Origin of the sequence: Streptomyces sp. 3MP-14 (assembly GCF_006334905.2) — a bacterium.
Taxonomy (GTDB): domain Bacteria; phylum Actinomycetota; class Actinomycetes; order Streptomycetales; family Streptomycetaceae; genus Streptomyces; species Streptomyces triticirhizae.
The window spans coordinates 89,036-113,130 of sequence record NZ_VDLZ02000003.1 but is presented as its reverse complement, the minus strand read 5'-3'; the positions used below and the strand labels follow the sequence as shown (position 1 = coordinate 113,130).

Annotated in this window: 18 protein-coding genes and 1 pseudogene; 9 read left to right on the top strand and 10 right to left on the bottom strand. The window is 74.6% G+C overall.

Annotated features, from left to right (window positions below):
• Positions 1-9: 9 nt before the first annotated feature.
• The gene (locus FH609_RS05130; RefSeq protein WP_139665987.1) at positions 10-750 is read right to left on the bottom strand and encodes a M23 family metallopeptidase; all 741 of its coding nucleotides are present in this window, start codon (positions 748-750) and stop codon (positions 10-12) included.
• Positions 751-1,055: 305 nt separating this feature from the next.
• Positions 1,056-2,213: a PP2C family protein-serine/threonine phosphatase gene (locus FH609_RS05125; RefSeq protein WP_122182319.1), complete on the bottom strand. Its 1,158-nt coding sequence runs from the start codon at positions 2,211-2,213 to the stop codon at positions 1,056-1,058.
• Positions 2,214-2,368: 155 nt separating this feature from the next.
• On the opposite strand from FH609_RS05125, the gene FH609_RS05120 reads away from it, so the two are divergent.
• Positions 2,369-3,601, top strand: coding sequence for a GNAT family N-acetyltransferase (locus FH609_RS05120; protein ID WP_139665986.1), 1,233 nt, complete (start codon positions 2,369-2,371; stop codon positions 3,599-3,601).
• Positions 3,602-3,691: 90 nt separating this feature from the next.
• Here FH609_RS05120 and FH609_RS05115 read toward each other — a convergent pair whose 3' ends face one another.
• From FH609_RS05115 to FH609_RS05105, 3 genes are all read right to left on the bottom strand, one after another.
• Complete coding sequence (locus FH609_RS05115; protein WP_139665985.1) at positions 3,692-4,507, bottom strand: Fpg/Nei family DNA glycosylase; 816 nt, start codon at positions 4,505-4,507, stop codon at positions 3,692-3,694.
• On the bottom strand, positions 4,507-4,992 hold the full coding sequence (locus FH609_RS05110) for a ribose-5-phosphate isomerase (RefSeq protein WP_122182322.1): 486 nt from the start codon (positions 4,990-4,992) through the stop codon (positions 4,507-4,509). The genes FH609_RS05115 and FH609_RS05110 overlap by 1 nt, the downstream gene beginning before the upstream one ends.
• Before the next feature lie 61 nt (positions 4,993-5,053).
• A complete protein-coding gene (locus FH609_RS05105; protein ID WP_139665984.1) occupies positions 5,054-5,665 on the bottom strand; it encodes a biotin transporter BioY in 612 nt (203 codons plus the stop codon).
• A 275-nt stretch (positions 5,666-5,940) separates the two neighbouring features.
• Between FH609_RS05105 and FH609_RS05100 the strand changes: the two genes are divergently transcribed.
• Positions 5,941-6,582: a superoxide dismutase gene (locus FH609_RS05100; RefSeq protein ID WP_139665983.1), complete on the top strand. Its 642-nt coding sequence runs from the start codon at positions 5,941-5,943 to the stop codon at positions 6,580-6,582.
• Positions 6,583-6,731: 149 nt separating this feature from the next.
• On the opposite strand, the gene FH609_RS05095 is transcribed toward FH609_RS05100, so the two are convergent.
• A complete protein-coding gene (locus FH609_RS05095; protein WP_139665982.1) occupies positions 6,732-7,388 on the bottom strand; it encodes a DsbA family protein in 657 nt (218 codons plus the stop codon).
• Positions 7,389-7,575: 187 nt separating this feature from the next.
• Here FH609_RS05095 and pepN (FH609_RS05090) point away from each other — a divergent pair, with 187 nt between their 5' ends.
• The 3 genes from pepN (FH609_RS05090) to pepN (FH609_RS05080) all read left to right on the top strand — a co-directional run bounded on the left by pepN (FH609_RS05090) (position 7,576) and on the right by pepN (FH609_RS05080) (position 14,343).
• Positions 7,576-10,167, top strand: coding sequence for an aminopeptidase N (gene pepN, locus FH609_RS05090; RefSeq protein ID WP_139665981.1), 2,592 nt, complete (start codon positions 7,576-7,578; stop codon positions 10,165-10,167).
• 329 nt (positions 10,168-10,496) lie between these two features.
• Positions 10,497-11,519, top strand: a complete 1,023-nt coding sequence (locus tag FH609_RS05085) for a hypothetical protein (protein ID WP_139665980.1) — start codon at positions 10,497-10,499, stop codon at positions 11,517-11,519.
• 181 nt (positions 11,520-11,700) lie between these two features.
• Complete coding sequence (gene pepN / locus FH609_RS05080) at positions 11,701-14,343, top strand: aminopeptidase N (RefSeq protein ID WP_139665979.1); 2,643 nt, start codon at positions 11,701-11,703, stop codon at positions 14,341-14,343.
• A 1,117-nt stretch (positions 14,344-15,460) separates the two neighbouring features.
• On the opposite strand, the gene FH609_RS05075 is transcribed toward pepN (FH609_RS05080), so the two are convergent.
• The 4 genes and pseudogenes from FH609_RS05075 to FH609_RS05065 form a co-directional block, all read right to left on the bottom strand.
• Positions 15,461-15,670, bottom strand: coding sequence for a hypothetical protein (locus FH609_RS05075; protein ID WP_139666252.1), 210 nt, complete (start codon positions 15,668-15,670; stop codon positions 15,461-15,463).
• 45 nt (positions 15,671-15,715) lie between these two features.
• Positions 15,716-17,806 (bottom strand): 4-alpha-glucanotransferase, encoded by a 2,091-nt coding sequence (gene malQ / locus FH609_RS05070; protein WP_139665978.1) that lies wholly within the window; start codon positions 17,804-17,806, stop codon positions 15,716-15,718.
• The gene (locus FH609_RS30920) at positions 17,806-17,970 is read right to left on the bottom strand and encodes a hypothetical protein (RefSeq protein WP_193317775.1); all 165 of its coding nucleotides are present in this window, start codon (positions 17,968-17,970) and stop codon (positions 17,806-17,808) included. The genes malQ and FH609_RS30920 overlap by 1 nt, the downstream gene beginning before the upstream one ends.
• 642 nt (positions 17,971-18,612) lie before the next feature.
• Positions 18,613-19,137, bottom strand: a pseudogene (locus FH609_RS05065) (HNH endonuclease); the annotation flags it as partial.
• Positions 19,138-19,391: 254 nt separating this feature from the next.
• On the opposite strand from FH609_RS05065, the gene FH609_RS05060 reads away from it, so the two are divergent.
• From FH609_RS05060 to FH609_RS05045, 4 genes are all read left to right on the top strand, one after another.
• Positions 19,392-20,261, top strand: a complete 870-nt coding sequence (locus FH609_RS05060) for a mechanosensitive ion channel family protein (protein ID WP_139665977.1) — start codon at positions 19,392-19,394, stop codon at positions 20,259-20,261.
• Positions 20,262-20,346: 85 nt separating this feature from the next.
• Entirely contained in the window at positions 20,347-20,973 is a 627-nt protein-coding gene (locus tag FH609_RS05055) for a GNAT family N-acetyltransferase (RefSeq protein ID WP_139665976.1), read from the top strand.
• Positions 20,974-21,217: 244 nt separating this feature from the next.
• Positions 21,218-22,639: a hypothetical protein gene (locus tag FH609_RS05050; protein WP_139665975.1), complete on the top strand. Its 1,422-nt coding sequence runs from the start codon at positions 21,218-21,220 to the stop codon at positions 22,637-22,639.
• 167 nt (positions 22,640-22,806) lie between these two features.
• Entirely contained in the window at positions 22,807-23,916 is a 1,110-nt protein-coding gene (locus tag FH609_RS05045) for a glutamate ABC transporter substrate-binding protein (RefSeq protein WP_139665974.1), read from the top strand.
• The last annotated feature ends 179 nt before the right edge of the window (positions 23,917-24,095 follow it).

Sequence of the window (24,095 nt, the reverse complement as noted above, 5' to 3'; positions counted from 1 at the left end):
CCCCGCCGGTCAGCCGATCTCGACGCCGTGCCCGACCAGATAGCTCAGCGGGTCGATGTCGCTGCCGTAGACGTTGCTGGTGCGCACCTCGAAGTGCAGGTGCGGGCCCGTGGAGCGGCCGGTGTTGCCGGAGTCGCCCAGCCAGCTCTCGGCGGTGACCGACTGGCCGGGCTCGACGGCGATGGAGTCCAGGTGGGCGTAGAGCGTGAAGTGCCCGTCGTCCATGGCGACGGTGACGGCGTTGCCGTAGTCGCCCGAGTAGCCCGTCTCGATCACCCGGCCGGGGCCGACGGAGTGCACCGGCGTTCCGACCGGGGCCGCGAAGTCGACGCCCGTGTGGTAGCCGGCGGCCCAGCCGCCCGGGATGCCGTACCGGGCCGAGACCGGGTAGCCGGTGACCGGCAGCGCCCACTCCGGGCCGGCCGTCGGGTGCCAGTACCAGGGCTGGAACGGCTCGTTCCAGCCCTGCTCGGCCAACGGGCCGTAGTAGGGCCCCAGTCCACGGTGCGCGCCGATGGCCGCGTCGCCGATGCCGCCGAGGAACTGCCGGATCTCGCCGGTGCGGGCCGCCGGCCCCTCGTCCTCCTGCCCGATCGCCGTCACCGCCCAGGGGCCAGCTATCGCCACCGCGCCCAGCAGGGTGCAGCCGGCGGCCCACCGGCCGGAGGGGCGGGAGGGCCGCAGGCCGGCCAGGGGGCGGGCGAGCCGCCTGGTCAGGATGGCGACGAAGGCGTGGCGGCCGGTGCCCATCCTCCGCAGGGTGCTCAGCGTGCGCGGCGTGCTCGGCGTGCTCAGGGCTCTCGGCGGTCGAAGGCTTCTGCGCGGATCGCTCATGGACCCGAGCCAAGGCCAGCGGCGGGCGCGTCGCATCCCGCCCCGGGGGCGCCGCGCCGGCCGTTCGGCCCAGCGCGGGCGGCGCCGGGGCCGCGTTGACGCAGCTCAGCCGGCGGCGACGGAACGTGCGCAGATCAACACCGGAGAGTGATCAGCCCGCTGGGGGCGGCCACTCCTCCAGGGGACCCCGACCCGCCCGGCAGGGGCGCGGCCCTGCCGGGCTACTCGCGGCCGATCAGCACCAGCGCGCGGTCGTCGTTGACGTCCTTGGCGACCGCCTCGATCAGGTGCCAGGCCGTGTTGCGGAAGCCGGTGGCGACATAGCGGTCGGCGGCGCCGGTGAGCCGGTCGATGCCGTCGGCCAGGTCCTGGTCGGGGCGCTCGACCAGGCCGTCGGTGAAGAGCATCAGCACGTCGCCGCGCCGCAGCGTGCCCTTGGCCGGGTGGAACTCGGCCCCGTCGTACACCCCCAGCAGTGGCCCGTCGGCGGTGATCTCCTGCCAGCGGCCGGTGCCCGCGTTCAGCTGGAGCGCCGGGAGGTGGCCGGCCGAGAGCAGCTCGAAGTCGCCGGTGTCCAGGTCGAGCACCAGGTGGATGGAGGTGGCGAAGCCCTCCTGCCAGTTCTGCCGCAGCAGATAGCCGTTGGCCGCCGGCAGGAAGCCGTGCGGCGGCAGCGAGCCGAGCAGCCCGCCGAAGGCGCCCGACAGCAGCAGCGAACGGGAGGCCGCGTCCATGCCCTTGCCGGAGACGTCGGTGAGGACGACCTCAAGGGTGCGGCGGTCGGGGCCCGTTCGGGCCGCGACGACGAAGTCGCCGGAGAACGACTGCCCGCCGGCCGGGCGCAGCGACATCTCGTGGTGCCAGCCGTCCGGCAGCGAGGGCAGCGCGCTCTGCGCCCTGATCCGCTCGCGCAGGTCGAAGAGCATGGTGTGGCCGCGCCGCCAGGGCACGCCGACCCGGCTGCGGAACTGGGCGATCAGCAGCCCGATCAGGGCGACGGCCGCGACCAGCAGGATCGTTCCCGGGGTGACCGGGTCGGGCGCCGAGCGTTCGGCGTCGATCAGCGCGGTCTCCAGCACCAGCGCGAAGGCCGCCGCCGCGTAGAGCCCCAACAGGCTGGCCGGGCGCAGCAGCAGCCCGGCCGCGACCAGCGGCAGCAGCAGCGCCTCGGGCGGGCACCACTCGGGCCAGCTCGCGGTGGACAGGGCCAGCAGCGGGATGGAGCACAGCAGGGCGCTGAAGGCGATCCAGTCCGAGCCGCCGCCCCTGAAGTAGTCGACGGCGGAGCGGCGCACTCCGACGCGCGCCCGGTGGAACGCCTTGCGAAGCCGCTCCCGCCGGCTCTCCTTCGGCGTGGCCGCCAGGCTTCGGCGTGTCATGGTGTGGGACCTTATCCACCGGATCACGGCCACGTCGAACCTCTGGGGCGCTCGGACATCCGTGCGTGGGGTCGGCAGGGGCGCTCGGGGGCGGCCGGCGGCGAGCGGTGGAAAAGTCCTCGCCGCGCGGCGTACGCCTTGGTAGGGATGGCGTCATGACCATCGAGCTGCGGCGGATCACCGCCGAGGAGTGGGACCCCTGGTACGACGCCCTGGAGTGGGCCTTCGGCGGGGTGCCGGAGTCGCCCGAGGAGCGGGGGCTGTGGCGGGAGTTGGCCCTGCTGGACCGTTCGCTCGGCGTCTTCGACGAGGGCCGGGTGGTCGGCACCTACGGCGAGTTCGCGCTGGGCCTTTCGGTGCCGGGCGGGGCGGTGGTGGAGACGGGCGGGGTGACCATGGTCTCGGTGGCCGGCACCCACCGCAGGCGGGGGTTGCTGCGGCGGATGATGGAGCGCGGGCTGGCGGCGGCGCGCGAGCGGGGCGAGGCGCTCTCCGCGCTGACCGCGGCCGAGGCGCCGATCTACGGGCGGTTCGGCTATGGGATCGCGGCGCACTCGCTCTCCGCGCGGGTGCCCAAGCACCGGGTCGGCGTGGCCGCGCCGCCGCCGGGCACCGACGAGGTGCGGCTGACGGTGACGACGCCTGCCGAGGCCCTCGCGCGGTGCGAGGAGGTCTACGCCCAACTGGTGCCCCGGCGGCCGGGGATGCTGGAGCGCCGGCCGGGCTGGGAGCGTTCGGTGCTGCTCGACCCGCCGGGCGAGCGGGGCGGCGCGTCCGAGCGGCGGTGTGTGGTGGCGGAGCGGGACGGCCGGCCGGTGGGCTACGCGCGCTACGCGCTGAAGGTGGAGTGGGACCGGGCGGTGCCCAGCGGCGCGGTGCTGGTGCGGGATCTGGACGCGGTGGACCCGGCCGCCCACGCGGCGCTGCTGCGCTATCTGTTGGGGCTCGACCTGACCGACCGGGTGGAGCTGGTGGGGCGCCCGGTGGACGATCCGCTGGTGCATCTGCTGAGCGATGTGCGCCGCAGCGACCTCCAGCTGCGGGACCGGCTGCATCTGCGGCTGGTGGACGTCGGGGCGGCGCTGGCGGCCCGCCGGTACGCGGCCGGGGTCGACGTGGTGCTGGCGGTGCGGGACGCGTTCTGCCCGTGGAACGAGGGGCGTTGGCGGCTGTCCGGCGGGCCGGGCGGCGCGGTCTGCGAGCGCACCACGGACCCGGCGGAACTGGAGCTGGACGTGCGGGCGTTGGGCGCCGCCTATCTGGGCGGCTCGACGCTGGCGGCGCTGGCGGCGGCCGGGCAGGTCGGCGAGGCGCGCGCGGGGGCGTTGACGCCGGCGTCGACGGCCTTCGGCCATCCCGTGGCGCCCTGGCTGCCGCACGGCTTCTAGGCCGCGTCCTAACGCCATCGCTTCACGCCCTCTCGCCCGCTCCCACCCGGTGCGCCCGAGGATACGGGCCGGGGCCGACATCCGGCAGTCTCAACGGGGTTGGCAGCGCGGGCACCAGAACAGGTTCCGCGCGGCGAGCCTGGCGGTGGCCACCGGGGCGGCGCAGACCAGGCAGGGCTGGCCGGCCCTGCGGTAGACGTAGACCTCGCCGCCGTGGTCGTCGACGCGCGGCGGCCGGCCCATCGCCTCGGGGGTGTGCTCGGGGCGCACGGTGTCGATGCGGCCGAGCCGGACGCCCTCGCGCATCAACGCGACCAGGTCGGCCCAACAGGCCGTCCACTCGGCCCGGTCGAGGTCGCGTCCCGGCCGGTAGGGGTCGATGCCGTGTCGGAAGAGGACCTCGGCGCGGTAGACGTTGCCGACGCCGGCGATGACGGCCTGGTCCATCAGCAGGGTGGCGACGGCCGAGCGGCTGGCGGAGATCCGGCGCCAGGCGCGTTCCGGGTCGGCGTCGGCGCGCAGCGGGTCGGGGCCGAGGCGGGCGGCGACGGCGGCCCGTTCCTGATCGGTGCGCAGCGCGCAGGTGTTGGGGCCGCGCAGCTCGGCCCAGTGCGCGTCGTTGGCCAGCCGCAGCCGTATCTGGCCGACGGGTGGCGGCACGGGGCCGGTGCCGAAGGCGACCTTGCCGTAGAGGCCGAGGTGGACGTGGACCCAGATCAGCGGGTCCCCTGGAAAGCCCAGGAACAGGTGCTTGCCCCAGGCCTCGGCGGCGTCCAGCGGCTGGCCGTCCAGCAGGGCGGCGGCGTCGGCGAACTTGCCCTGCGGGCTGTCCACCCGCACCGGCCGGCCGGCGAACCGTTCCCGGTAGTCGGCGGCCAGCCGGTGGATCACGTGGCCCTCGGGCATCAGCCCTGCTCTTCGGCTTCGGGGAGCGGGGGCAGGGTGCCGTCGGCCTCGTAGCCGTCGAGCATGGCGATGCGGCGGCTGTGCCGGGCGGCGCCGGAGTAGTCGGTGTCGAGGAAGACGGCGACGAACGAGGTGGCCTCGTCGGCGGTGTGCATCCGGGCGCCGACGCTCAGCACGTTGGCGTCGTTGTGTTCGCGGCCCAGGCGGGCGGTCTCCTCGCTCCAGGCGAGGGCGCAGCGCACGCCGCGCACCTTGTTGGCCGCGATGGCCTCGCCGTTGCCCGAGCCGCCGATGACCACGCCCAGGGAGCCGGGGTCGGCCGCGACCCGCTCGGCGGCGCGGAGGCAGAACGGGGGGTAGTCGTCGTCCCCGTCGTAGTGGTGGGGGCCGCAGTCGACCGGTGAGTGTCCGTGCTGGGTCAGCCAGTCGACCAGGTGGTTCTTCAACTCGAAGCCGGCGTGGTCGGAGGCCAGGTAGACGCGCATGGCCCCCAATATGGCACGGCGCCGGCGGCGGTTCGCCGCCGGCTCCCGGCCGTCGTCGGGGTCAGTCCGCCTCTGGGCGCCGGCGGCCGACGAGCCGCCAGGCCGCCGGCAGGGCGCCCATGGCGAGCGCGACCTTGAGCGCGTCGCCGAGCAGGAACGGGGTGAGCCCGGCGGCGACCGCCTCGCTCGCCGACATCCCGGTGGCCAGCGCCAGGTAGGGAACGCCGACCCCGTAGATCAGCGCGCTGCCCAGGGCCATGGTGGCGACGGTGCGCACCACGGTGCGGTCCCCGCCCCTGCGGGCCAGCTCGCCGACGACGACGGCGGCCAGCGTCATGCCGATCAGATAGCCGAAGGAGGGCATCCCGTAGCCGGAGGTGCCCTCGGAGAACCAGGGCGTGCCGGCCATGCCGGCGAGGACGTAGAGCGTCATGGACAGCATGGCGCGGGCCGGGCCGAAGGAGGCGCCGATGAGCAGCGCGGCGAAGGTCTGGCCGGTGACGGGCACGGGCGATCCGGGGACGGGCAGCGAGAGTTGGGCCGCGATCCCGGTGAGCGCGGCGCCGCCGACGACCAGCGCGGCGTCGCGCACCCGCGCGGCGGGCGCGCTGGCGGCGGGCAGCAGATCGGCGAGGACGGCGCGTGGCCGGCCGGCGACGAGGGCTGAACTCATGGGGCTACTCCAGAGCTTCGATCGAGCGGGACCCGTCGACGCTAGCCGAAGGCGGTGGTGGGGGCGGCGTGAGTTTGCCGACACTGATCGCCATGCGTAGCGAGTTGCTCGCGGAGGTACCGGAGTTGACCGTCGGACGTACGGAGATCCGCGCTTTCGGGAGCCGCCGGCGGGATCGCCGGCTCGCCCGCGTTGCGAGCCGCCCCCTTGCGGGCTCCGGCTGATACGTTGACGCTATTGCATATCGCTCGCAATTAGTGGAGACAGGCAACGGTATGGCCACCTACACGCTCCCCGACCTCCCCTATGACTACGCCTCCCTGGAGCCGGTCATCAGCGGGGAGATCATCGAACTGCACCACGACAAGCACCACGCGTCCTACGTGAAGGGCGCCAACGACACCCTGGAGCGGCTCGCCGAGGCACGCGACAAGGACGTCTGGGACTCGATCAACGGGCTGGAGAAGAACCTCGCCTTCCACCTCTCCGGCCACATCCTGCACTCCATCTACTGGCGCAACATGACCGGCGACGGCGGGGGCGAGCCGCTGGAGAAGGACGGCACGGGCGAGTTGGCCGACGCCATCGCCGAGTCCTTCGGCTCCTTCGCCCGCTTCAAGGCCCAGCTCTCCAAGGCGGCGGCCACCACCCAGGGCTCGGGCTGGGGCGTGCTGGCCTTCGAGCCGGTCAGCGAGCGGCTGGTGGTGGAGCAGATCTACGACCACCAGGGGAACGTCGGCCAGGGCTCCGTGCCGCTGCTGGTCTTCGACGCCTGGGAGCACGCCTTCTACCTCCAGTACCGGAACCAGAAGGTCGACTTCGTCGAGGCGATGTGGCGCGTGGTCAACTGGCAGGACGTGGCCGCCCGTTACACGGCCGCCAAGACCAACGCGGCGTCGCTGACGCTGGCGCCCTGAGGCGCGCCGCACGCCCACGGGCACAGGCCCCCGGTCCGTCCGATCGTCTTCTCACGCCCCACCGGGGTGGACGGGCCGGCAAGGGAGCGGCCCCCGCGCGGAGGCAACGCGCGGGGGCCGTCTCGTTCGGGGAGGCCTTTCCGTAGAACCTAGTCCTCCACATCGTCGAACTGGGGCCCGACGTCCCTGGTGCGCTTGATCTCGTAGAAGCCGGGGGTGCTGGCCACCATCAGGGTGCCGTCCCAGAGCCGTGCGGCGGCCTCGCCCTTGGGGGCCGGGGTCACCACCGGGCCGAAGAAGGCGATCTGCCGCCCGTCGGCGCCCGGCACCGCGATCACCGGGGTGCCGACGTCCTGGCCGACCAGGTCGATGCCCTCCTTGTGGGAGGCGCGCAGCCGGACGTCGTAGCGGTCGCTGTTGGCGGCGTCGGCCAGCTCGGCCGGCAGCCCGACGGAGGTCAGCGCGTCGGCGATGGTCCCGCGGTTCTGCGGCAGCTTCCGGTGGTGGAAGCGGACGCCGAGCGCGGTGTAGAGCGAGCCGAGCACCTCGCCGCCGTGCTCCTGCTCGGCCGCGACGCACACCCGCACCGGGCCCCAGGCGTTCCGCAGGCCCTCCCGGTACTCCTCGGGAAGCTCGTCCATCTTCGGCTCGTTGAGCACGGCCAGGCTCATCACATGCCAGCGCACCCGCACCGGGCGGACCTTCTCGACCTCCAGCATCCAACGCGACGTCATCCACGCCCAGGGGCAGAGCGGATCGAACCAGAAGTCCGCCGTTACCGGCTCGGCGGCGGTGTTCTCGGCCATGGTGTCTCTCCTCGTGTCGCGGGCCGGTTCGCTGGTGACCAACACGACGTCGGCCGATCCCATTCCACCGTGCGCCGCCTCGGGCTCGCGTGACATGCTGACACGCGCCCGTGCCGCGCGGCCGACCGGCCACGCGCCTTGTCCAGGCCGGGCGCCGAGGAACCGCGACAACAGGGAGTCGACCGGCGTGCCAGGAGAGAACCTCACCCGCGAGGAGGCCCGCGAGCGGGCCGCGCTGCTGACCGTGCACGGCTACGAGGTGGCGCTCGACCTGCGCGCCGCCGCCGACCCCGCGCCCTCGGAGGGACCGCGCACGTTCCGTTCGACGACCTCGGTGCGGTTCGCCTGCGCCGAGGAGGGCGCCGCCAGCTTCGTCGACCTGCTGGCCCCGCACGTCCACTCCGTGACCCTCAACGGGGAGTCGCTGACCGTGGACCAGGTCTTCGACGGAACCCGCGTCGCGCTGCCCGCGCTACGCGCGGAGAACCACCTGGTGGTGGACGCCAGTTGTGCCTACAGCCACACCGGCGAGGGGCTGCACCACTTCACCGACCCGGAGGACGGGGAGACCTACCTCTACACCCAGTACGAACCGGCCGACGCGCGCCGGGTGTTCGCCAACTTCGAGCAGCCCGACCTCAAGGCGCCGTTCTCCTTCCGGGTGACCGCGCCGGCGCACTGGACGGTGCTGAGCAACGGGGCGCGGGAGCGGCGCGAGGAGCTGACCGGCGGCGCGGCGGCCACCTGGACGTTCGTCACCACGCAGCCGATCTCCACCTACATCACCGCCGTGGTCGCCGGGCCCTACCACTATGTCGCCGACACCTACCGGGGGAAGCTGCCCGACGGCTCGACGCTGGAGATCCCGCTGGGCGCGCTCTGCCGCCGGGCGCTGGCCCCGCACTTCGACGCGGAGCGCATCCTGGCCACCACCAAGCAGGGTCTTGACTTCTTCCACGAGCACTTCCGCTACCCGTACCCGTTCGGCAAGTACGACCAGGCGTTCGTGCCCGAGTACAACATCGGCGCGATGGAGAACCCGGGCTGTGTGACCTTCCGCGAGGAGTACGTCTTCCGGGGCCGGACGACCAGGGCGGCCTACCAGGGCCGGGCCAGCACGCTGCTGCACGAGATGGCGCACATGTGGTTCGGCGACCTGGTCACCATGGAGTGGTGGGACGACCTGTGGCTGAAGGAGTCGTTCGCCGACTACATGGGAACGTTCGCGCTCGCCGAGGCGACCGAGTTCACCCGGGGTTGGATCAGTTTCGCCAACAACCGCAAGGCGTGGGCGTACAAGGCCGACCAGCTGCCGTCCACCCACCCGATCACCGCCGACATCCGCGACCTCCAGGACGCCAAGCTCAACTTCGACGGCATCACCTACGCCAAGGGTGCCTCGGTGCTCAAGCAGCTGGTCGCCTATGTGGGGCGGGACGCCTTCTTCGAGGGCGCGCGGCGCTACTTCGAGCGCCACGCGTTCGGCAACACCCGCCTGACCGACCTGCTGGCCGTGCTGGCCGAGACCTCCGGCCGCGACATGGCCGAGTGGGCCGCCGCCTGGCTCCAGACCGCCGGGGTCAACGCGCTGACGCCGGAGGTGAGTTACGCGGCGGACGGGCGGATCACCGAGCTGGCGGTGCGCCAGGAGGCCGCCGCCGAGCACCCGACGCTGCGCCCGCACCGGATCGCCGTCGGCCTCTACCGGCGCGAGGGCGGCGTCGGCCCGCTGGTCCGCTACGCGCGCGCCGAGGTGGACGTGGCCGGGCCGCTCACCGCCGTGCCGGAGCTGACCGGCGCCGAGCGGCCGGAGCTGGTCCTGGTCAACGACGAGGACCTCAGCTACTGCAAGGCCAGGTTCGACGCCGACTCGCTGGCCACCCTCCGCGCCCACCTCGGCGACATCGAGGACCCGCTGGCCCGCGCGCTGTGCTGGTCGGCGCTGTGGAACATGACGCGGGACGCGCTGCTGCCGGCCGGCGACTTCCTGGCGCTGGTGCGGGACTTCGCGGGCGCGGAGGACGAGATCAGCGTGCTCCAGATGGTGCACGCCTGGGCGCTGACCGCGCTGCGCTGGTACACGCCGGCCGGGCGACGGGGCGCGCGCGAGGGCGAGTTGGCGCAGGCGGCGCTCGGCGAGCTGCGGCGCGCCGAGCCGGCGAGCGACCACCAGCTGGCCTGGGCGCGGTTCTTCGCCGGCTGCGCCAGCTCGGACGCCGACTTCCAGCTGGTGTCCGGGCTGCTCGCCGGCTCGGCGCGGGTGGACGGGCTCGACGTGGACCAGGAGCTGCGCTGGCTGCTGCTGCGCGCGCTGGCCGCCGCCGGCCGGGCCGGCGAGGCGGAGATCGCCGCCGAGCGGGCCAGGGACGACACCGCGTCCGGCAACCGGCACCAGGTCCGCTGCCTGGCCTCCCGCCCCGACGCCGGGGTGAAGGCGGAGGCGTGGACGGCGGTGGTGGAACGCGACACGCTCTCCAACGCGCTGGTCGAGGCGACCATCGACGGCTTCGTGCAGGCCGGGCAGCGGGAGCTGCTGGCGCCGTACGCCGAGCGGTACTTCGCGGCGATCGAGGGCGTGTGGCGGGAGCGGACCATCGAGATCGCGATGGCCGTGGTGCGCGGGCTGTTCCCGATGCTCCAGGACTCGCCGGAGACGCTGGCGGCGGCCGACGCGTGGCTGGCCGAGCACGCGGCGGCGCCGCCTGCGCTGCGGCGGCTGGTGCTGGAGGCGCGCGACGAACTGGCCCGCGCGCTGCGGGCCCAGGCGGCGGACGTCTGACGACGGCCCCGCCGCCTGGCGGCGCCGGGGCCGTCGTCGTGGGCGCGGCGCGCGGGAGGGCGCGGCGCGCCTCGGCGGCGCCGCCTCGCGGCCGGCGGAGCCGGCGAGCACCGTTCCAGTCCCGGCCCGAGGAACGCCGCGCGCAGCGCCCGGCCCCCCCGGGCGGGAGCCCCGGCGGCGCCGCCGTTCCGGTCCCGGGCGGCAAGCCCCCACGCGGCAAGGGGGTCCGGTGGGGGAACATTTGCCCGAAGCGCGGCGGGATGTCGCCGTTTCTCCACGGCTGTGTAACAGAGGTAGCCTGCCGGGCGCCCAGCGGGAATCGCCGACGCATGACCCACGACGTCCCGCTCACGCCCCGCAGGCAACCCGAACCCGCCCCCGCCACACCGCCGCTGACCACCCTCGAAGCGCTGCGCGCCCAGGGCGTCCCGGCCGCCACCGCCCGACGCCGCTGCCGCCCGGGCGGCCCGTGGCAGATGCCGCTGCCCGGCGTGGTCCTGTTGCACGCCGAACCGCCGGACGGGCACGAGCTGTTGCGGGCGGCGCTGCTCTACACGGGCGCCGAGGGCGCGGCCGACGGGCGGGCGGTGATCACCGGGCGGGCCGCGTTGGCCGTGCACGGGCTGACCTCGGTCGGCCCGCCGGCCGCGCTGCGGCGGGTCGACGTGCTGGTGCCGCACACCAGGCGGCTGCGTTCGGTCGGCCCGGTCGGCATCCTGCGCACCGCGCGGCTGCCCAGGGCGCGGCCGGTCGGCGGGTTGCCCGTCGCGCCCGTCGCCAGGGCGCTGGCCGACGCGCTGCTCCACCCGGGCCCCGGCGCCGACGAGTCGGCCGTCGCGCACCCGCTGCTCCCCGCCCTGAACGAGGCGGTGCGGCTGGGGCTGTGCGAACCCCGGGCGGTGATCGCGGAGTTGGAGCACTCCGGACGGCTGGACGAGCCGGCCGTGGCGCGGGCGGTCGAGGGACTGCTGGCGGCCGGGCGGCCGGTGGCTGAGGACCTGCTCTTCCACATGGTGCGGCAGGGCGCGCTGCCCGACCCGTGCTGGAACGTGGGGCTGTGGCTGCCGGACGGCCCGTTCCTCGGCCATGTGGACGCCTACTGGCCCGAGGCGTCCGTCGCACTGCTGCTGGACACCCGGCTGCCCCGGCAGCGCGGCAGCGCGCCGACGCCGGACGAGGCGGAGGCCGCGCGGCGCGAGGCGACGCTCAGGGGTCTTGGCGTCACGGTGGTCCGGGTGGCGCCGCGCGCGCTGCACGCGTCCTGGCGGCGGCAGGCGACCGCCGTCCGCGCCGCGCTCCAGGCCGGGGCGACCCGGCCCGGCACGGACTGGGTGGTGGTGCTCCCCCGCTGACCACTGACCTGGACGCGCCGGGCACCGGCACGCGGGGCACCGCGTGCCGCCGCCGGTGAAAAGCCGGCGGCCCGCTGTCGGTGCCCCGTGCGAGGATGACGCGGACGACGGCCTCCCCCCACCCGCACATCCATCGCGCAGACGCACAGAGAACACAGAGAACACAGAGAAGGAGTACCAGGTGCCCGGTACCAACCTGACCCGGCAAGAGGCCCAGGAACGCGCCGAACTGATCAGTGTCGATCGCTACCAGATCGCGCTCGACATCTCCGGGGCGCCCCAGGGCGGCACCTCCTCCTCTGGGTCCGACGGGTCCACCGGGGCCACCGGGTCCGCCGGGTCCGCCGGGTCCGCCGGCGCCTCTCCCCGGTTCGGCTCCCGCACCACCGTCCACTTCACCGCGCGCACCGCCGGGGCCACGTTCATCGACCTGATCGCGCCCGAGGTCGAGGAGGTCGTGCTCAACGGCACCGCCCTCGATCCGGCCGAGGTCTTCGCCGACTCCAGGATCGCGCTGCCCGGCGTCGTCGAGGGCGCCAACGAGCTGCTGGTCGTCGCCCGGTGCGCCTACACCAACACCGGCGAGGGGCTGCACCGCTTCGTCGATCCGGTCGACCAACAGACGTACCTCTACACCCAGTTCGAGGTGCCGGACGCCCGCCGCGTCTTCGCCTGCTTCGAACAGCCAGACCTCAAGGCGACGTTCGAGTTCACCGTCACCGCCCCCGAGGGCTGGACCGTGATCTCCAACTCGCCCACCCCCGAACCGGTCGACAACGTCTGGCACTTCGAGCCGACGCCCCGGCTCTCCACCTATGTGACCGCGCTGGTCGCCGGCCCCTACCACGCGGTGCACGACACCTGGGAGGGCGAGGGCCGCTCCGTTCCGCTCGGCCTCTACTGTCGGCCCTCGCTCGCCGAACACCTCGACGCCGAGGCGCTGTTCGCCGTCACCAAGCAGGGCTTCGACTGGTTCGAGGAGCAGTTCGACTACCCGTACCCGTTCGCCAAGTACGACCAGCTCTTCGTCCCCGAGTTCAACGCGGGCGCCATGGAGAACGCCGGCGCGGTCACCATCAGGGACCAGTACGTCTTCCGCTCCAAGATGACCGACGCCGCCTACGAGGCCAGGGCGGAGACCATCCTCCACGAGCTGGCCCACATGTGGTTCGGCGACCTGGTCACCATGGAGTGGTGGAACGACCTGTGGCTCAACGAGTCGTTCGCCACCTACACCTCCATCGCCTGCCAGGCGCAGGCCCCGGGCAGCCGGTGGCCGCACGCCTGGACCGGCTTCGCCAACCAGATGAAGACCTGGGCGTACCGGCAGGACCAACTGCCGTCCACCCACCCGATCATGGCCGACATCACCGACCTGGACGACGTCCTGGTCAACTTCGACGGCATCACCTACGCCAAGGGCGCCTCGGTGCTCAAGCAGCTGGTCGCGTACGTCGGCGCGGACGAGTTCTTCCAGGGCGTGCGCACCTACTTCAAGCGCCACGCCTGGGGCAACACCCGCCTGGCCGACCTGCTGGCCGCGCTGGAGGAGACCAGCGGCCGCGACCTCACGTCCTGGTCCAGGGCCTGGCTGGAGACCGCCGGCATCAACATCCTGCGCCCGGAGATCGACGTGGACGCCGACGGCGTGATCACCCGCTTCGTGATCCGCCAGGAGGCCCCGCCGCTGCCGGCCGGCGCCAAGGGCACCTCCACGCTGCGCCCACACCGCATCGCCGTCGGCCTCTACGACCCGGTGGACGAGGCGCTGGTGCGCACGCACCGGATCGAGCTGGACGTCACCGGCGAGGAGACCGAGGTCCCCGAGCTGGTCGGCCGGCCGCGCCCGGCGATCGTGCTGCTCAACGACGACGACCTCTCCTACGCCAAGGTCCGCCTCGACCCGGAGTCCACCGCCCAGGTCACCCGGCGGGTCGGCGACTTCACGGAGTCACTGCCGCGCGCCCTGTGCTGGGCCTCCGCCTGGGACATGACCAGGGACGGCGAGCTGGCGACCCGCGACTACCTGGCGCTGGTGTTGAACGGCATCGGCAAGGAGAGCGACATCGGCGTCGTCCAGTCGCTGCACCGCCAGGTCCGGCTGGCGCTCGACCTCTACGCGGCGCCCGAGTGGCGCGAGGAGGGGCTGGCGCGGTGGTCGGCGGCGGCGCTGGAGCGGCTGCGCGCCGCCGAGCCGGGCAGCGACCACCAGCTGGCCTGGGCGCGGGCGCTGGCCGCCAGCGCCAGGAGCGACGCCGAACTCGACGTGCTGGCCGGCCTGTTGGATGGCGAGGTCACCATCGACGGGCTGGATGTCGACACCGAGCTGCGCTGGGCGCTGCTGCGGCGGCTGGTCGCCACCGGGCGGGCCGACGAGCCGGCCATCGAGGCCGAGCTGCGCCGCGACCCGACCTCGGCCGGCGAGGAGCACGCGGCGGCGGCCCGCGCCGCCCGGCCGACGGCGGAGGCGAAGGCCGCCGCCTGGGACGCGGTGGTTAACGACGAGTCGCTGCCCAACGCGGTGCGGGAGGCCACGATCGGGGGCTTCGTCCAGACCGACCAGCGTGAGCTGCTCGCGCCGTACCGGGACCGGTACTTCGAGGTGATCGCCGACGTGTGGGAGCGGCGCAGCCACGAGGCGGGCCAGGGCATCGCGCTCGGGTTCTACCCGACGACGCAGGTCGCGCAGGAGACGCTGGACGCGACGGACGCGTGGCTGGAGGCGGCGAAGCCGTCGGCGGCCCTGCGCCGGCTGGTGACGGAGTCGCGCGCGGGCGTGGAGCGGGCGCTGCGCGCCCAGGCGGCGGACGAGGCGGCGGCCTGACCGGAGGCGGCGGCACCGGGGCGGCGGGGCCCGTGGGGCCCCGCCGCCGACGCGAAGCGGGGCGCCTGCGGCGCGGGTTGCCTCCGGCGGGCGGGCGGTGGCGCCGGCGCGGGCCGCCTCCGGCGGGACCGGCGGGTGGCGGGACCGGCGGGTGGCGGGATCGCCGGCGCGGCGGGCCGCCTCCGGCAGGGTCGCGGCGCGGCGGACGGCGGGGTCGCGGCGCGGCGGGGCGCCTCCGGCGGGGTCGCGGCGCGGCGGACGGCGGGGTCGCCGGTGCGTTGCCTCCGGCGGACGGCGGGGTCGCGGCGCGGCGACCTGCGGCCGCTGGGCCCGGCGCGGATGGGACAACGGGCCAGCAGGGGCGGACAGTTCCCCAGCCCGGCCCCGGCCGTGCCCGGTGACGGAGGGCACCTCACTGAGAACGGTCACCCTGCACGGACGGCGGCGGCCGTTAGCCCCAGGACCGGCAGGACCGGAACAAAGGGCCAGCGGGGGCGGACAGTTCCCCGGCCCCGGCCCAAGCCGCGCCCGGCGACAGCCGGCACCTCGCCGAGAACGGGTCACCCTGCACGGACAGCGGCCCCCCTCGGCCCCGGAACAAGCACGGCCGGGGTAACGGGCCAGCGGGGTCGGACGGTTCACCGGCCGTACCCGGCGACGGTAGACACCTCGCCGGGAACGAGCCACCCTGCACGGACGGCGGCGGCCGTTGGCCCCAGGACCGGCACGGCCGGGACAACAGGCCAGCCGGGGCGGACAGTTCCCCGGCCCCGGCCCAAGCCGCGCCCGGCGACAGCCGGCGTCTCGCCGAGAACGGGTCACCTGCACGGACGGCGGTCCTCGGTCCCAGGCCCGGCAGGGCAGGGGGCGGTGGGCCGGGTTGTCGGCTCGGCCGGCGGCTGCGGCGCGTGGGCATCAATGGCAGCCGGTCAGGGCGTCGTGCCGCCCGGTGAGAGACGGTTGGGGCACCGTGCCCCAGGAGAAGGCGACGGGCCGGCGCGCAGCGCGCGGCCATGGCGGGTGCCGGCGCGCCACACCCCGCTCCGCCCCCGGCGCAGCGCGCGCCCGCGCGCGGCGCGCACCGGTTGAGGCCCCTCGCCCCGCCAGGGGCGAGGGGTCAGCGGCGTTCGCTCAGGATGACCGCCGCCGCGATGGCGGCGAACAGCAGCAGCGGGGCCGCGACAAACAGGCCGAGGGTCTCGGCGACGCTCAGGCCGGTGCCCGGGTCGTCGCCGTCGTCCCGGTTCAGCGCGTGGGCGGCCGGCGAGGAGAGCAGCGTCAGCAGCACCGTGGTGACGGAGACCGCGACGGCGCGCTTCTTGTTCATGTTGACCACGCCCTTACAGTAACCAACGCCCTCGCCGGGCACGGCTCAGGGGCCCCGGTCGCGGGCGGCGGCCAGCAGACGGGCCAGCCGCCCGGAGGCGGTCAGCTCCTCCAGGGTCACCGGGCGGCCGGTGGCATCGGCGACCGGCAGGCGCCAGTTGGGGTACTCCCGCCAGGTGCCGGGCACGTTCTGCGGCCGCCGGTCCCCCACCGCGTCGGGCAGCCAGACGCCGACCAGCCGGGCCGGGGTCAGCGCCAGGAACCGATAGGCGGCGGCGATCCGTTCCTCCTCCTCGACGGCGTCGCCGGACTCGCCGGTAGCCCCCGCGCCGGAACTCCCGGCGGGCCCCAACAGGCCCATCCGTTCGAAGGTTTCCAGCCAGTCGGCCAGCTCCGCCTCGGACTCGGCGGCCGCGCCCGCCGGGTCGGCGAGCAGGCCCAGGCGTTCGCGGAGCCGGACGTCGGAGCCGTCCCAGCGGGCGGCGGTGGCCGGCAGGTCGTGGGTGGTGACGGTGGCCAGGCAGTTCGTTCGCCACTCGGCCGGCTCCAGCGGCGGGTGCCCCGCGCGGTCCCAGTGCCGTTCGAACCAGAGCACCGAGGTGCCGGCCACGCCGCGCTCGGCGAGCCGTTCGCGGACCCCGGGCTCGACCGTGCCCAGGTCCTCGCCGACCAGCACGGCGCCGGCGCGGTGCGCGGCCAGCGAGAGCACGGCCAGCATGGCGTCCGCGTCGTAGGCGACATAGGTCCCGTCGCGCGGCTCGGCGCCCTCGGGAATCCACCAGAGCCGGAACTGGCCCATCACATGGTCGACCCGCAGCCCGCCCGCGTGCCGGGCGAGCGCGCCGGCCAGCTCCAGGTAGGGCGCGTAGCCGGTCTCGGCCAACGCGTCGGGGCGCCAGGGCGGCAGCCCCCAGTCCTGGCCGCGCTCGTTGAACGCGTCCGGCGGCGCGCCGACCGACATCCCGCCGGCCAGTACGTCCTGGCCGGCCCAGGCGTCCGAGCCGTCCGGGTGGACGCCGACGGCGAGGTCGTGGAGCAGCCCGATGCCCATCCCGGCGTCGGTCGCGGCGCGTTGGGCCCCGGCCAGCTGGGTGTCGGTGAGCCAGGCCAGCCAGCGGTGGAAGTCGACCAGGGCGGCGTGTTCGACGCGGGCCGCCTCGGTCTCGGGGCTGTCGGGCCGGCGCAGCCCGGGCGGCCAGCGGTGCCAGTCGGGGCCGTGGCGCTCGGCGAGGGCGCACCAGGTGGCGTGGTCGGTGAGGGAACGGCCGCAGGAGTCGACAAAGCGATGAAACGCCGCCGCCCGCCCGGGGCTCAGCGGCACCTCGCGCAGGATCTCCAGGGCGGCGCGCTTGACGGCCCAGACGGCGTCCCGGTCGATCGGAAGGCGCTCGTCCAGCACCGCGCGCCGGAGCGTGGCGGCGCGCGCCAGCAGGGGCTCGATCCGTTCGCGCGCCCCCGGGTCGAGATAGCCGAACTCGGGGACGGCCTCGATCCGCAGATGCACCGGGTCGGCGAAGCGCCGGGTGGCCGGCCGGTAGGGAGAGGGGTCGACGGCCTCGCCCTCGGCGGGCGGCACGGCCGCGTGCAGCGGGTTGAGCTGGAGGAAGCCGACGCCGCCCACGGAGCCGGCCCAACTCGCCAGGTCGGCGAGGTCGCCCAGGTCGCCCATGCCCCAGGACCGCCGGGAGAGCAGCGAGTAGAGCTGGACCATCAGCCCGACCTCGCGCCGGCGCGCGAGGGGCGCGCTGTCGGGAGGCACGAGAACGGTGGCGGTCGCCGTGCGCCCGTCGGGCGCGCGGGCGTGCAGGGTGTGCCGGCCGACGGGGGGCGGGGCGGCGGCCAGCGGTCCGCGTTCGCCGTTCTCCGTGACGAGGCGCAGCTCGGTTCCAGTGGGCACGGCGGGCGGGGCGAGGGGGCGCGAGGGGCTGCCGACCAGGGTGGGCGGCAGCAGCCGACCGGCGTCGGCGGCGCCCCTGGCCAGGGCCGCGCTGATCGCGTCGGGCCCTTCGGCGTCCACGCCGAGCGCGCGCAACACGGCCAGAACGGTCTCCCTGGGCACCTCGACCGACTCGCCCGGGGCGGGGGCGTACGAGGTGGCGACGCCGTGGGTCGCGGCCAGCCGCGCCAGAGCGTCCATCAGACGCCGATGGCCTCCGCGCCACCACGGCCGCTGGGCTCGGCGACCAGGGGCGGCTCGGCGGCGAGCGGCTGCTCGGAGGTGAGGGGGGCGAGGTCGCCGGGCGAGGGCTCGCTGGTGAGCGGCAGCTCACGGGCCGCCGCCTGGGCCGGCACCCCGATCATGGGCGGGGGCGCCAGGCTGTTGAGACGTTTGCTCTTGCTTTCGGTTTTGCTTTCGCAGTGGGTCCGAGTGGCGACGGCCACGGGGTACTCCGTTCACTGATGGACGGCTGACGGATGTCGCTCCGGAGTGCGCTCGGAGGTCCACTCACACGTTCACTCAGGGCGACGGTCCTGGGTACTGCTCTACCCAGTGAACGCCATCGCATCCGTGGTCGCGACGGGAAAGCGGCGCAGCTCACGCCCCGGTGGCCGAAAATCTTGTGGTGCCGGCGAGCGGGAACGTCGGTTTTCGCGGCCGGGGAGGGGCGGCGCGCGGGTCGTCGGAGCCGGTGGTCGAGCCGTCGCCACGGCGGTGGCCGGCCGCCCGATCGGGTGGCCCGACCAGGCGGAACGCCCGGGCCGGCCGGCCCGAACCGGCCCGACCGGCACGGACGGACTCGGACGGACTCAGACGGTTTCCGCCGACTCCGCCGGCACCTGCACCCGCTCGGCGCCGGCGCCCTGCGGCAGCGGGCTCTGCGGCACCTGGCCAGGGGCGGCCGCGCCCTGGAGGCCGGACCTGGCCGGTTTGCCCTGCCTGGCCGGCTTGGTCGCCTTGCCCTGCTTGGTCGGCTTGGCCGGCTTTCCGTTGCGGGTGGGGCGCGCCTCTATGCGGGCGAGCGCGTCGTCGGCCCCGTAGGGGCGCAGATAGGGGAGCCACCGTGGGTCGCGGTGGCCGGTGCCGATGATCCGCCAGGCCAGCCCGGACGGCGGGCCCGGCGTGTGCCGCAGCCGCCAGCCCAGCTCGGCGACCTGCCGGTCGGCCTTGATGTGGTTGCAACTGCGACAGGCAGCGACGACGTTGTCCCAGGCGTGCTGCCCGCCCCGGCTGCGCGGGATCACATGGTCGACGCTGGTGGCGACGCCGCCGCAGTAAGCACAACGGCCGCCGTCCCGGGCGAAGAGCGCGCGTCGGGTCAGCGGCACGGCGGTGCGGTAGGGCACGCGAACGAAGCGTTTCAGCCGGACCACGCTCGGCGCGGGGATCGCGCGGCTGGCGCTGCGCACCAGGGGGCCGGAGGTCTCCAGACTGACGGCCTTGTCGTTCAGCAGCAGGATCAGCGCGCGCCGGACCGGCACGACGCCCAGTGGCTCGTACGAAGCGTTGAGGACCAAGACGTGTGGCACGAACGCCCTCCGTTTCCGTCGGCGGCGCGTGGCTCGCGCCGGGACGATCTCCCTCAGTGTGTCCCGGGTGGGGCCACCGGCGCCACCACGATCCGGGAATGTGCCCCAAGTGTCATCCACCACACTCGCCCCACCGCTACCCCCGAGTTTCCCCTGCTACCCGCCGTTCACCGGGGTTTCGAGGTCCGGGGGCGGGTCGGCCGGCCGACTACCGTTGGCCTGCGCGGGGGCTGGCACGTGACGGAGGCGACGGCATGGACAACTGGGAGACGTGGCTGGCCGGTGGGCTGCGCATCCTGCTGATCACGGTCATCGCGTTCGTCGTGCGGCTGGTGGTGCGCCGGGCGCTGACCCGGCTGATAGCGCGCCTCAACCGCGAGGACGAGAAGGACGGCAGGCGCCGGATGGCGCGCGGCGGCCGGCTGGTCAACGCCGAACGGCGGCGGCAGCGCTCCGAGGCCATCGGCTCGGTGCTGCGCAGCGCCGCCTCGGTGCTGATCCTCGGGACGGCGGGGCTGATGGTCCTGTCGCAACTGGGCATCCAGCTCGGCCCGCTGGTCGCCAGCGCCGGGATCATCGGCGTGGCCATCGGCTTCGGCGCGCGCAACCTGGTGACGGACGTGCTCAGCGGCATGTTCATGCTGCTGGAGGACCAGTACGGGGTCGGCGACACCATCGACGCCGGCGAGGTGACCGGCACCGTGCTGGAGATCGGCCTGCGGGTGACGACGCTGCGCGGCGAGAACGGCGCCATCTGGTATGTGCGGAACGGGGAGATCAAGCGCGTCGGCAACCTCAGCCAGGGCTGGGCGGTGGCGGCCGTCGAGGTGGCGGTCGCGCCGGACACCGACGTCACCCAGGTCCGCAAGCTGATCGCGACGGCCGGCGAGGAGATGTCGGCCGTGCCGCCCTGGGACGAGCTGCTGTGGGAGCCGGTCGAGGTGTTGGGCCTGGAGTCGGTGGCGCTGGACTCGATGGTGCTGAAGGTCACGGTGCGGACCCCGCCCACCCAGGCGCCGCCGGTGGAACGGGAGTTGCGCTGGCGCATCAAGCGGGCCCTGGACACGGCGGGCATCACCCAGGTCGACCCGCCGGCGGTCTCGCTGGTCAAGTCCACCGACTGAGCGCCGCCGTGGCGGCCCGGGCCCGGCGCGTTCCGGTTCCGAACGCCCCTCCCGCCGCGACCCGCGGTGGCGCAGAATGGCGGCCATGACCAGCACGAAGCCCGCCATCACCATCCGTGGCTACCGGCCGTCCGACCGCGACGACCTGGCCGACATCTGCGTCAGGACCGCGCACGCCGGCGAGGACGCCACCGGCCGCTACGCGGAGCCGGAGATCTTCCCGGCGATCTTCGCCACGCCCTACGCCGAGTTGGAGCCCGAGCTGGTCTTCGTGGCGGACAACGGCGAACGCGCCATCGGCTACATCCTCGGCACCGCCGACAGCACCCGCTTCTACGCGGACTTCCGCGACCGGTGGCTGCCCACCGTCGCCGACCGCTTCCCCGCGCCCACGCCCCCGGTGACCGGGCAGGACGACGGGCTGCGGTATCTGCTGCACCACGCGGAGGACATGCTGGTGCCCGAGATAGCCGCCGAGTACCCGGCGCATCTGCACATCGACCTGCTGCCCGAGGGGCAACGCCAGGGGCTCGGGCGGCGGTTGATGGAGACGTTCGTCAACGCGCTGCGGGAGCGCGGGGTGCCGGCGCTGCACCTGAGCATGAACCCGGCCAACACCAACGCGCGGGCCTTCTACGACCGGATCGGCTTCACCGAACTGCCGCGCCCGGCGGGGAAGAAGGACGTGGACTACCTCGGCATGAGGCTCTGAGCCCCCGGGGCCAGCGCCCCCGTTCCCCCGGGCGTGCGCGTCGGGCGACCCGGCGCCCGCAGCAGGCGACCCGGCGCCCGCCTCGGTCCGCCCGCCGAGCGATCCGTGACACATCGGGAGCGAACGCGCGAAAGAAGATCGCGAAACCGACAAGATCCGGGCAAGTGCGGTGTGGCTCCCCGGCCGGAGCGGCATACTGACGGCCGAGGCCCATGCCGACATCGCGAGGGGGAGGGCCCACCACGTGACGCAGCCGCCCACCGCCCCGCCCGCGAGCCCGCCGGTTCTCCCGGCACCGCGCGCCGAGGGCGCGGCCGGGTCCCCCGCGCCCCCGGCGACGCCCCCCGGGCTCCCCCGGCGACGCGCCGCGCTGTGGGAGAACGCCGGCCGGCTGCGGGCCGCGCTGCGCACCGAGCCGGGCCGACTGCGGCTGATCGGCGCGGTGTTGACCGGGTTGCTGCTGCTGTTCGGCGCGATGACGTTCGGTCAGCTGGCGGAGCGCGCCGAGTCGGCGCGGACCGCGCGGGAGAGCAGCCAGCCGCTGAGCCGGGACGCGGCCAGCATCTACCGTTCCCTCGCCGACGCCAACACCACGGCGGCCAGCGGCTTCCTGGCCGGCGCCGACGAGCCGAGCGAGGTGCGCAACCGCTACATCAGGGACATCAGCCGCGCCTCCGAGCTGCTGGTCTCGGCGGCCGAACGTGGCCGTGGCTCGCCGCAGTCGGCCGCGTTGATCGCCCGGCTGAACGCCGAACTGCCGCGCTACACCGGGCTGGTGGAGACGGCGCGGGCCAACGACCGGCAGGGGCTGCCGCTCGGCAGCGCCTATCTGCGGTACGCGGACGAGCGGATGCAGGGCACGTTGCTGACCTCGGCCTCCGACCTGCACCGGCTGGAGACCGCCCGCTACCGCGCCGACCTGGCCGACGCCCGCTCCTGGCCCTGGCTCTCGACGGGGCTCGGCGTGGCGAGCCTGCTCGCGCTGGGCTGGGCGCAGCGCCGCCACTACCTGCGCACCAACCGGCTGCTCAACCGGGGCCTGGTGGCCGCGACCACGGCCGCCGCCGTGCTGCTGCTGTGGCTGGTGGGGGCGCAGGCGATGGCCAGGTCCTCGCTCAACGAGGCGGACACGGGGGCGGGTCAGGCGCTCACCACGCTCAACGACGCCTGGACGGAGGCGCTGTTGGCGCGCGGCGCGGAGAACCTGACCCTGGTCTCGCGCGGCGGCGACAGCACCTTCGAGGACGACTATCTGACGTCCATGGACCGGCTGTTGGCCGCCCCGGACCGGCTGGGTGAGGGGCTGCTGCCCCGGGCCTACGCCCTGACCGGGGACGCGGGGCGGGAGCCGGTGGGTGAGGCGATCCGCGCGGCCAACGAGTGGCGCGAGCGGCACGGCGGGGCCCGCGAGGAGGAGTTGGCGGGCGACTACGACGAGGCGATCGTCCGCGTGATCGGGGGCGAGGGCTCGACCGGCGAGTCCTTCGATCGGGTGAACAGCGAGCTGTCGGCGGCCGTCGCCGTTCAGCAGGAGCGGTTTCTGGACGCGGCGCAGAGCGGGCTCAACTGGCTGGGCGGACTGCCCGCCGCCGCCGTCGGCCTGGCCCTGCTGGCCGCCGCCGGCACGGTGCGCGGCGTGGGCCTGCGGCTGGCGGAGTACCGATGAACCCCGATGAACGCGGCGGGCGCGAACGGCGTCTCACCAGACGGGGGGCGCGCGGCGCGCGCACCGGGATCGGGTGGGGCGCGTGCGGCCCTCGCGGCGGCGGGCGGCCCGCTGGCCGGGCGGTGCGCTGGCGGCGGGACATCCGTGGACGGACGGAGGGTGGGGCCATGAGAGGAACGAGGCGGCGCGGTCCCGACGGCGAGCGCGGACTGGCCCCGCACTGGCGGGCGTTGCTGCTGGGCGGCGCCGGGCTCGCGCTGGCCGGGTCGATGGTGGTGGGCTCGTTGACGGCCGGTCCCGGCACGCCGAGGGAGCCGACGCCCGGCACCGGGACCGCCGAGGCGACCCGGGCCAGCCTGCACGACGAGACCCCGACGCGGGTCAGGGAGCGCTGCGGCGACGGCGATGAAGGAGAAGGGGAAGGCGATGGGGAAGGGGAAGGGGAAGGGGGCGGCGAGAACGGCGACGGCGAGGGGTTCGACCCGGCCGAGAGCCTTCGGCCCTCGCGGGAGGGCGGCCCGGCGGTCGACGAGATCAGGGAGCGCGGCTCCCTGATCGTCGGCATCGACCAGAACAGCTACCGCTGGGGCTACCGGCTCCCGGAGTCGGGCGAGATCGTCGGCTTCGACATCGACCTCGCGCGCGCCATCGCGGAGGACCTGCTCGGCCCCGATCCCGACATCGTCTTCCGCGCCATCCCCACCGACCAGCGGGAGGAGGCGCTGGAGGCCGGGACGGTGGACATGGTGGTGCGCAGCATGTCGATCACCTGCGACCGCCTCGACGAGGTCGCGTTCTCCACCTCCTACTTCGAGACCGGGCAACAGCTGCTGGTGCCCGGGGACTCGACGATCACCGACTTCGACGAGTCGATGGCCGGGCAGCGGGTGTGCAGCGCCAGCGGCTCGACGGCCAGCCGGTGGCTGGAGCGGGAGAGCCACGGCGCGGTCCTGTTGGAGCGGCCGAACCACCTGGACTGCCTGGTGCTGATCCAACTCGGCCTGGCCGAGGCCCTGATGACGGACAGCGCGCTGGCCGCCGGCCACATGGGGCAGGACCCGTCGATGCGGCTGGTCGGGCCGCAGCTGACGTCCGAGTCCTATGGGGTGGCGATGGCGCTGGGCAACGACGACCTGGTGCGCTGGGTGAACGCGGTGCTGGACGACTACCGGGGCGACGGGCCCGACAGCCCCTGGCACAGGTCCTTCGAGGAGTGGCTCTCCGGCTATCTTCCGGAAGCCGCGAACGATCCGCCCGAGCCCCTCTACCACGACTGACACGACGACCGGCACCAGAACCGACACCACGACCGACACCACGACCGACACCGCGACCGGCACCGACCGAGATCCGACATCCGAGATCGACACCGACCGAGATCGACGTGACGCGACGGAGATACCCGAGGGGCCAACCGGGGAAGGGATCGATCCATCATCCGACCGACGGCCGCGCC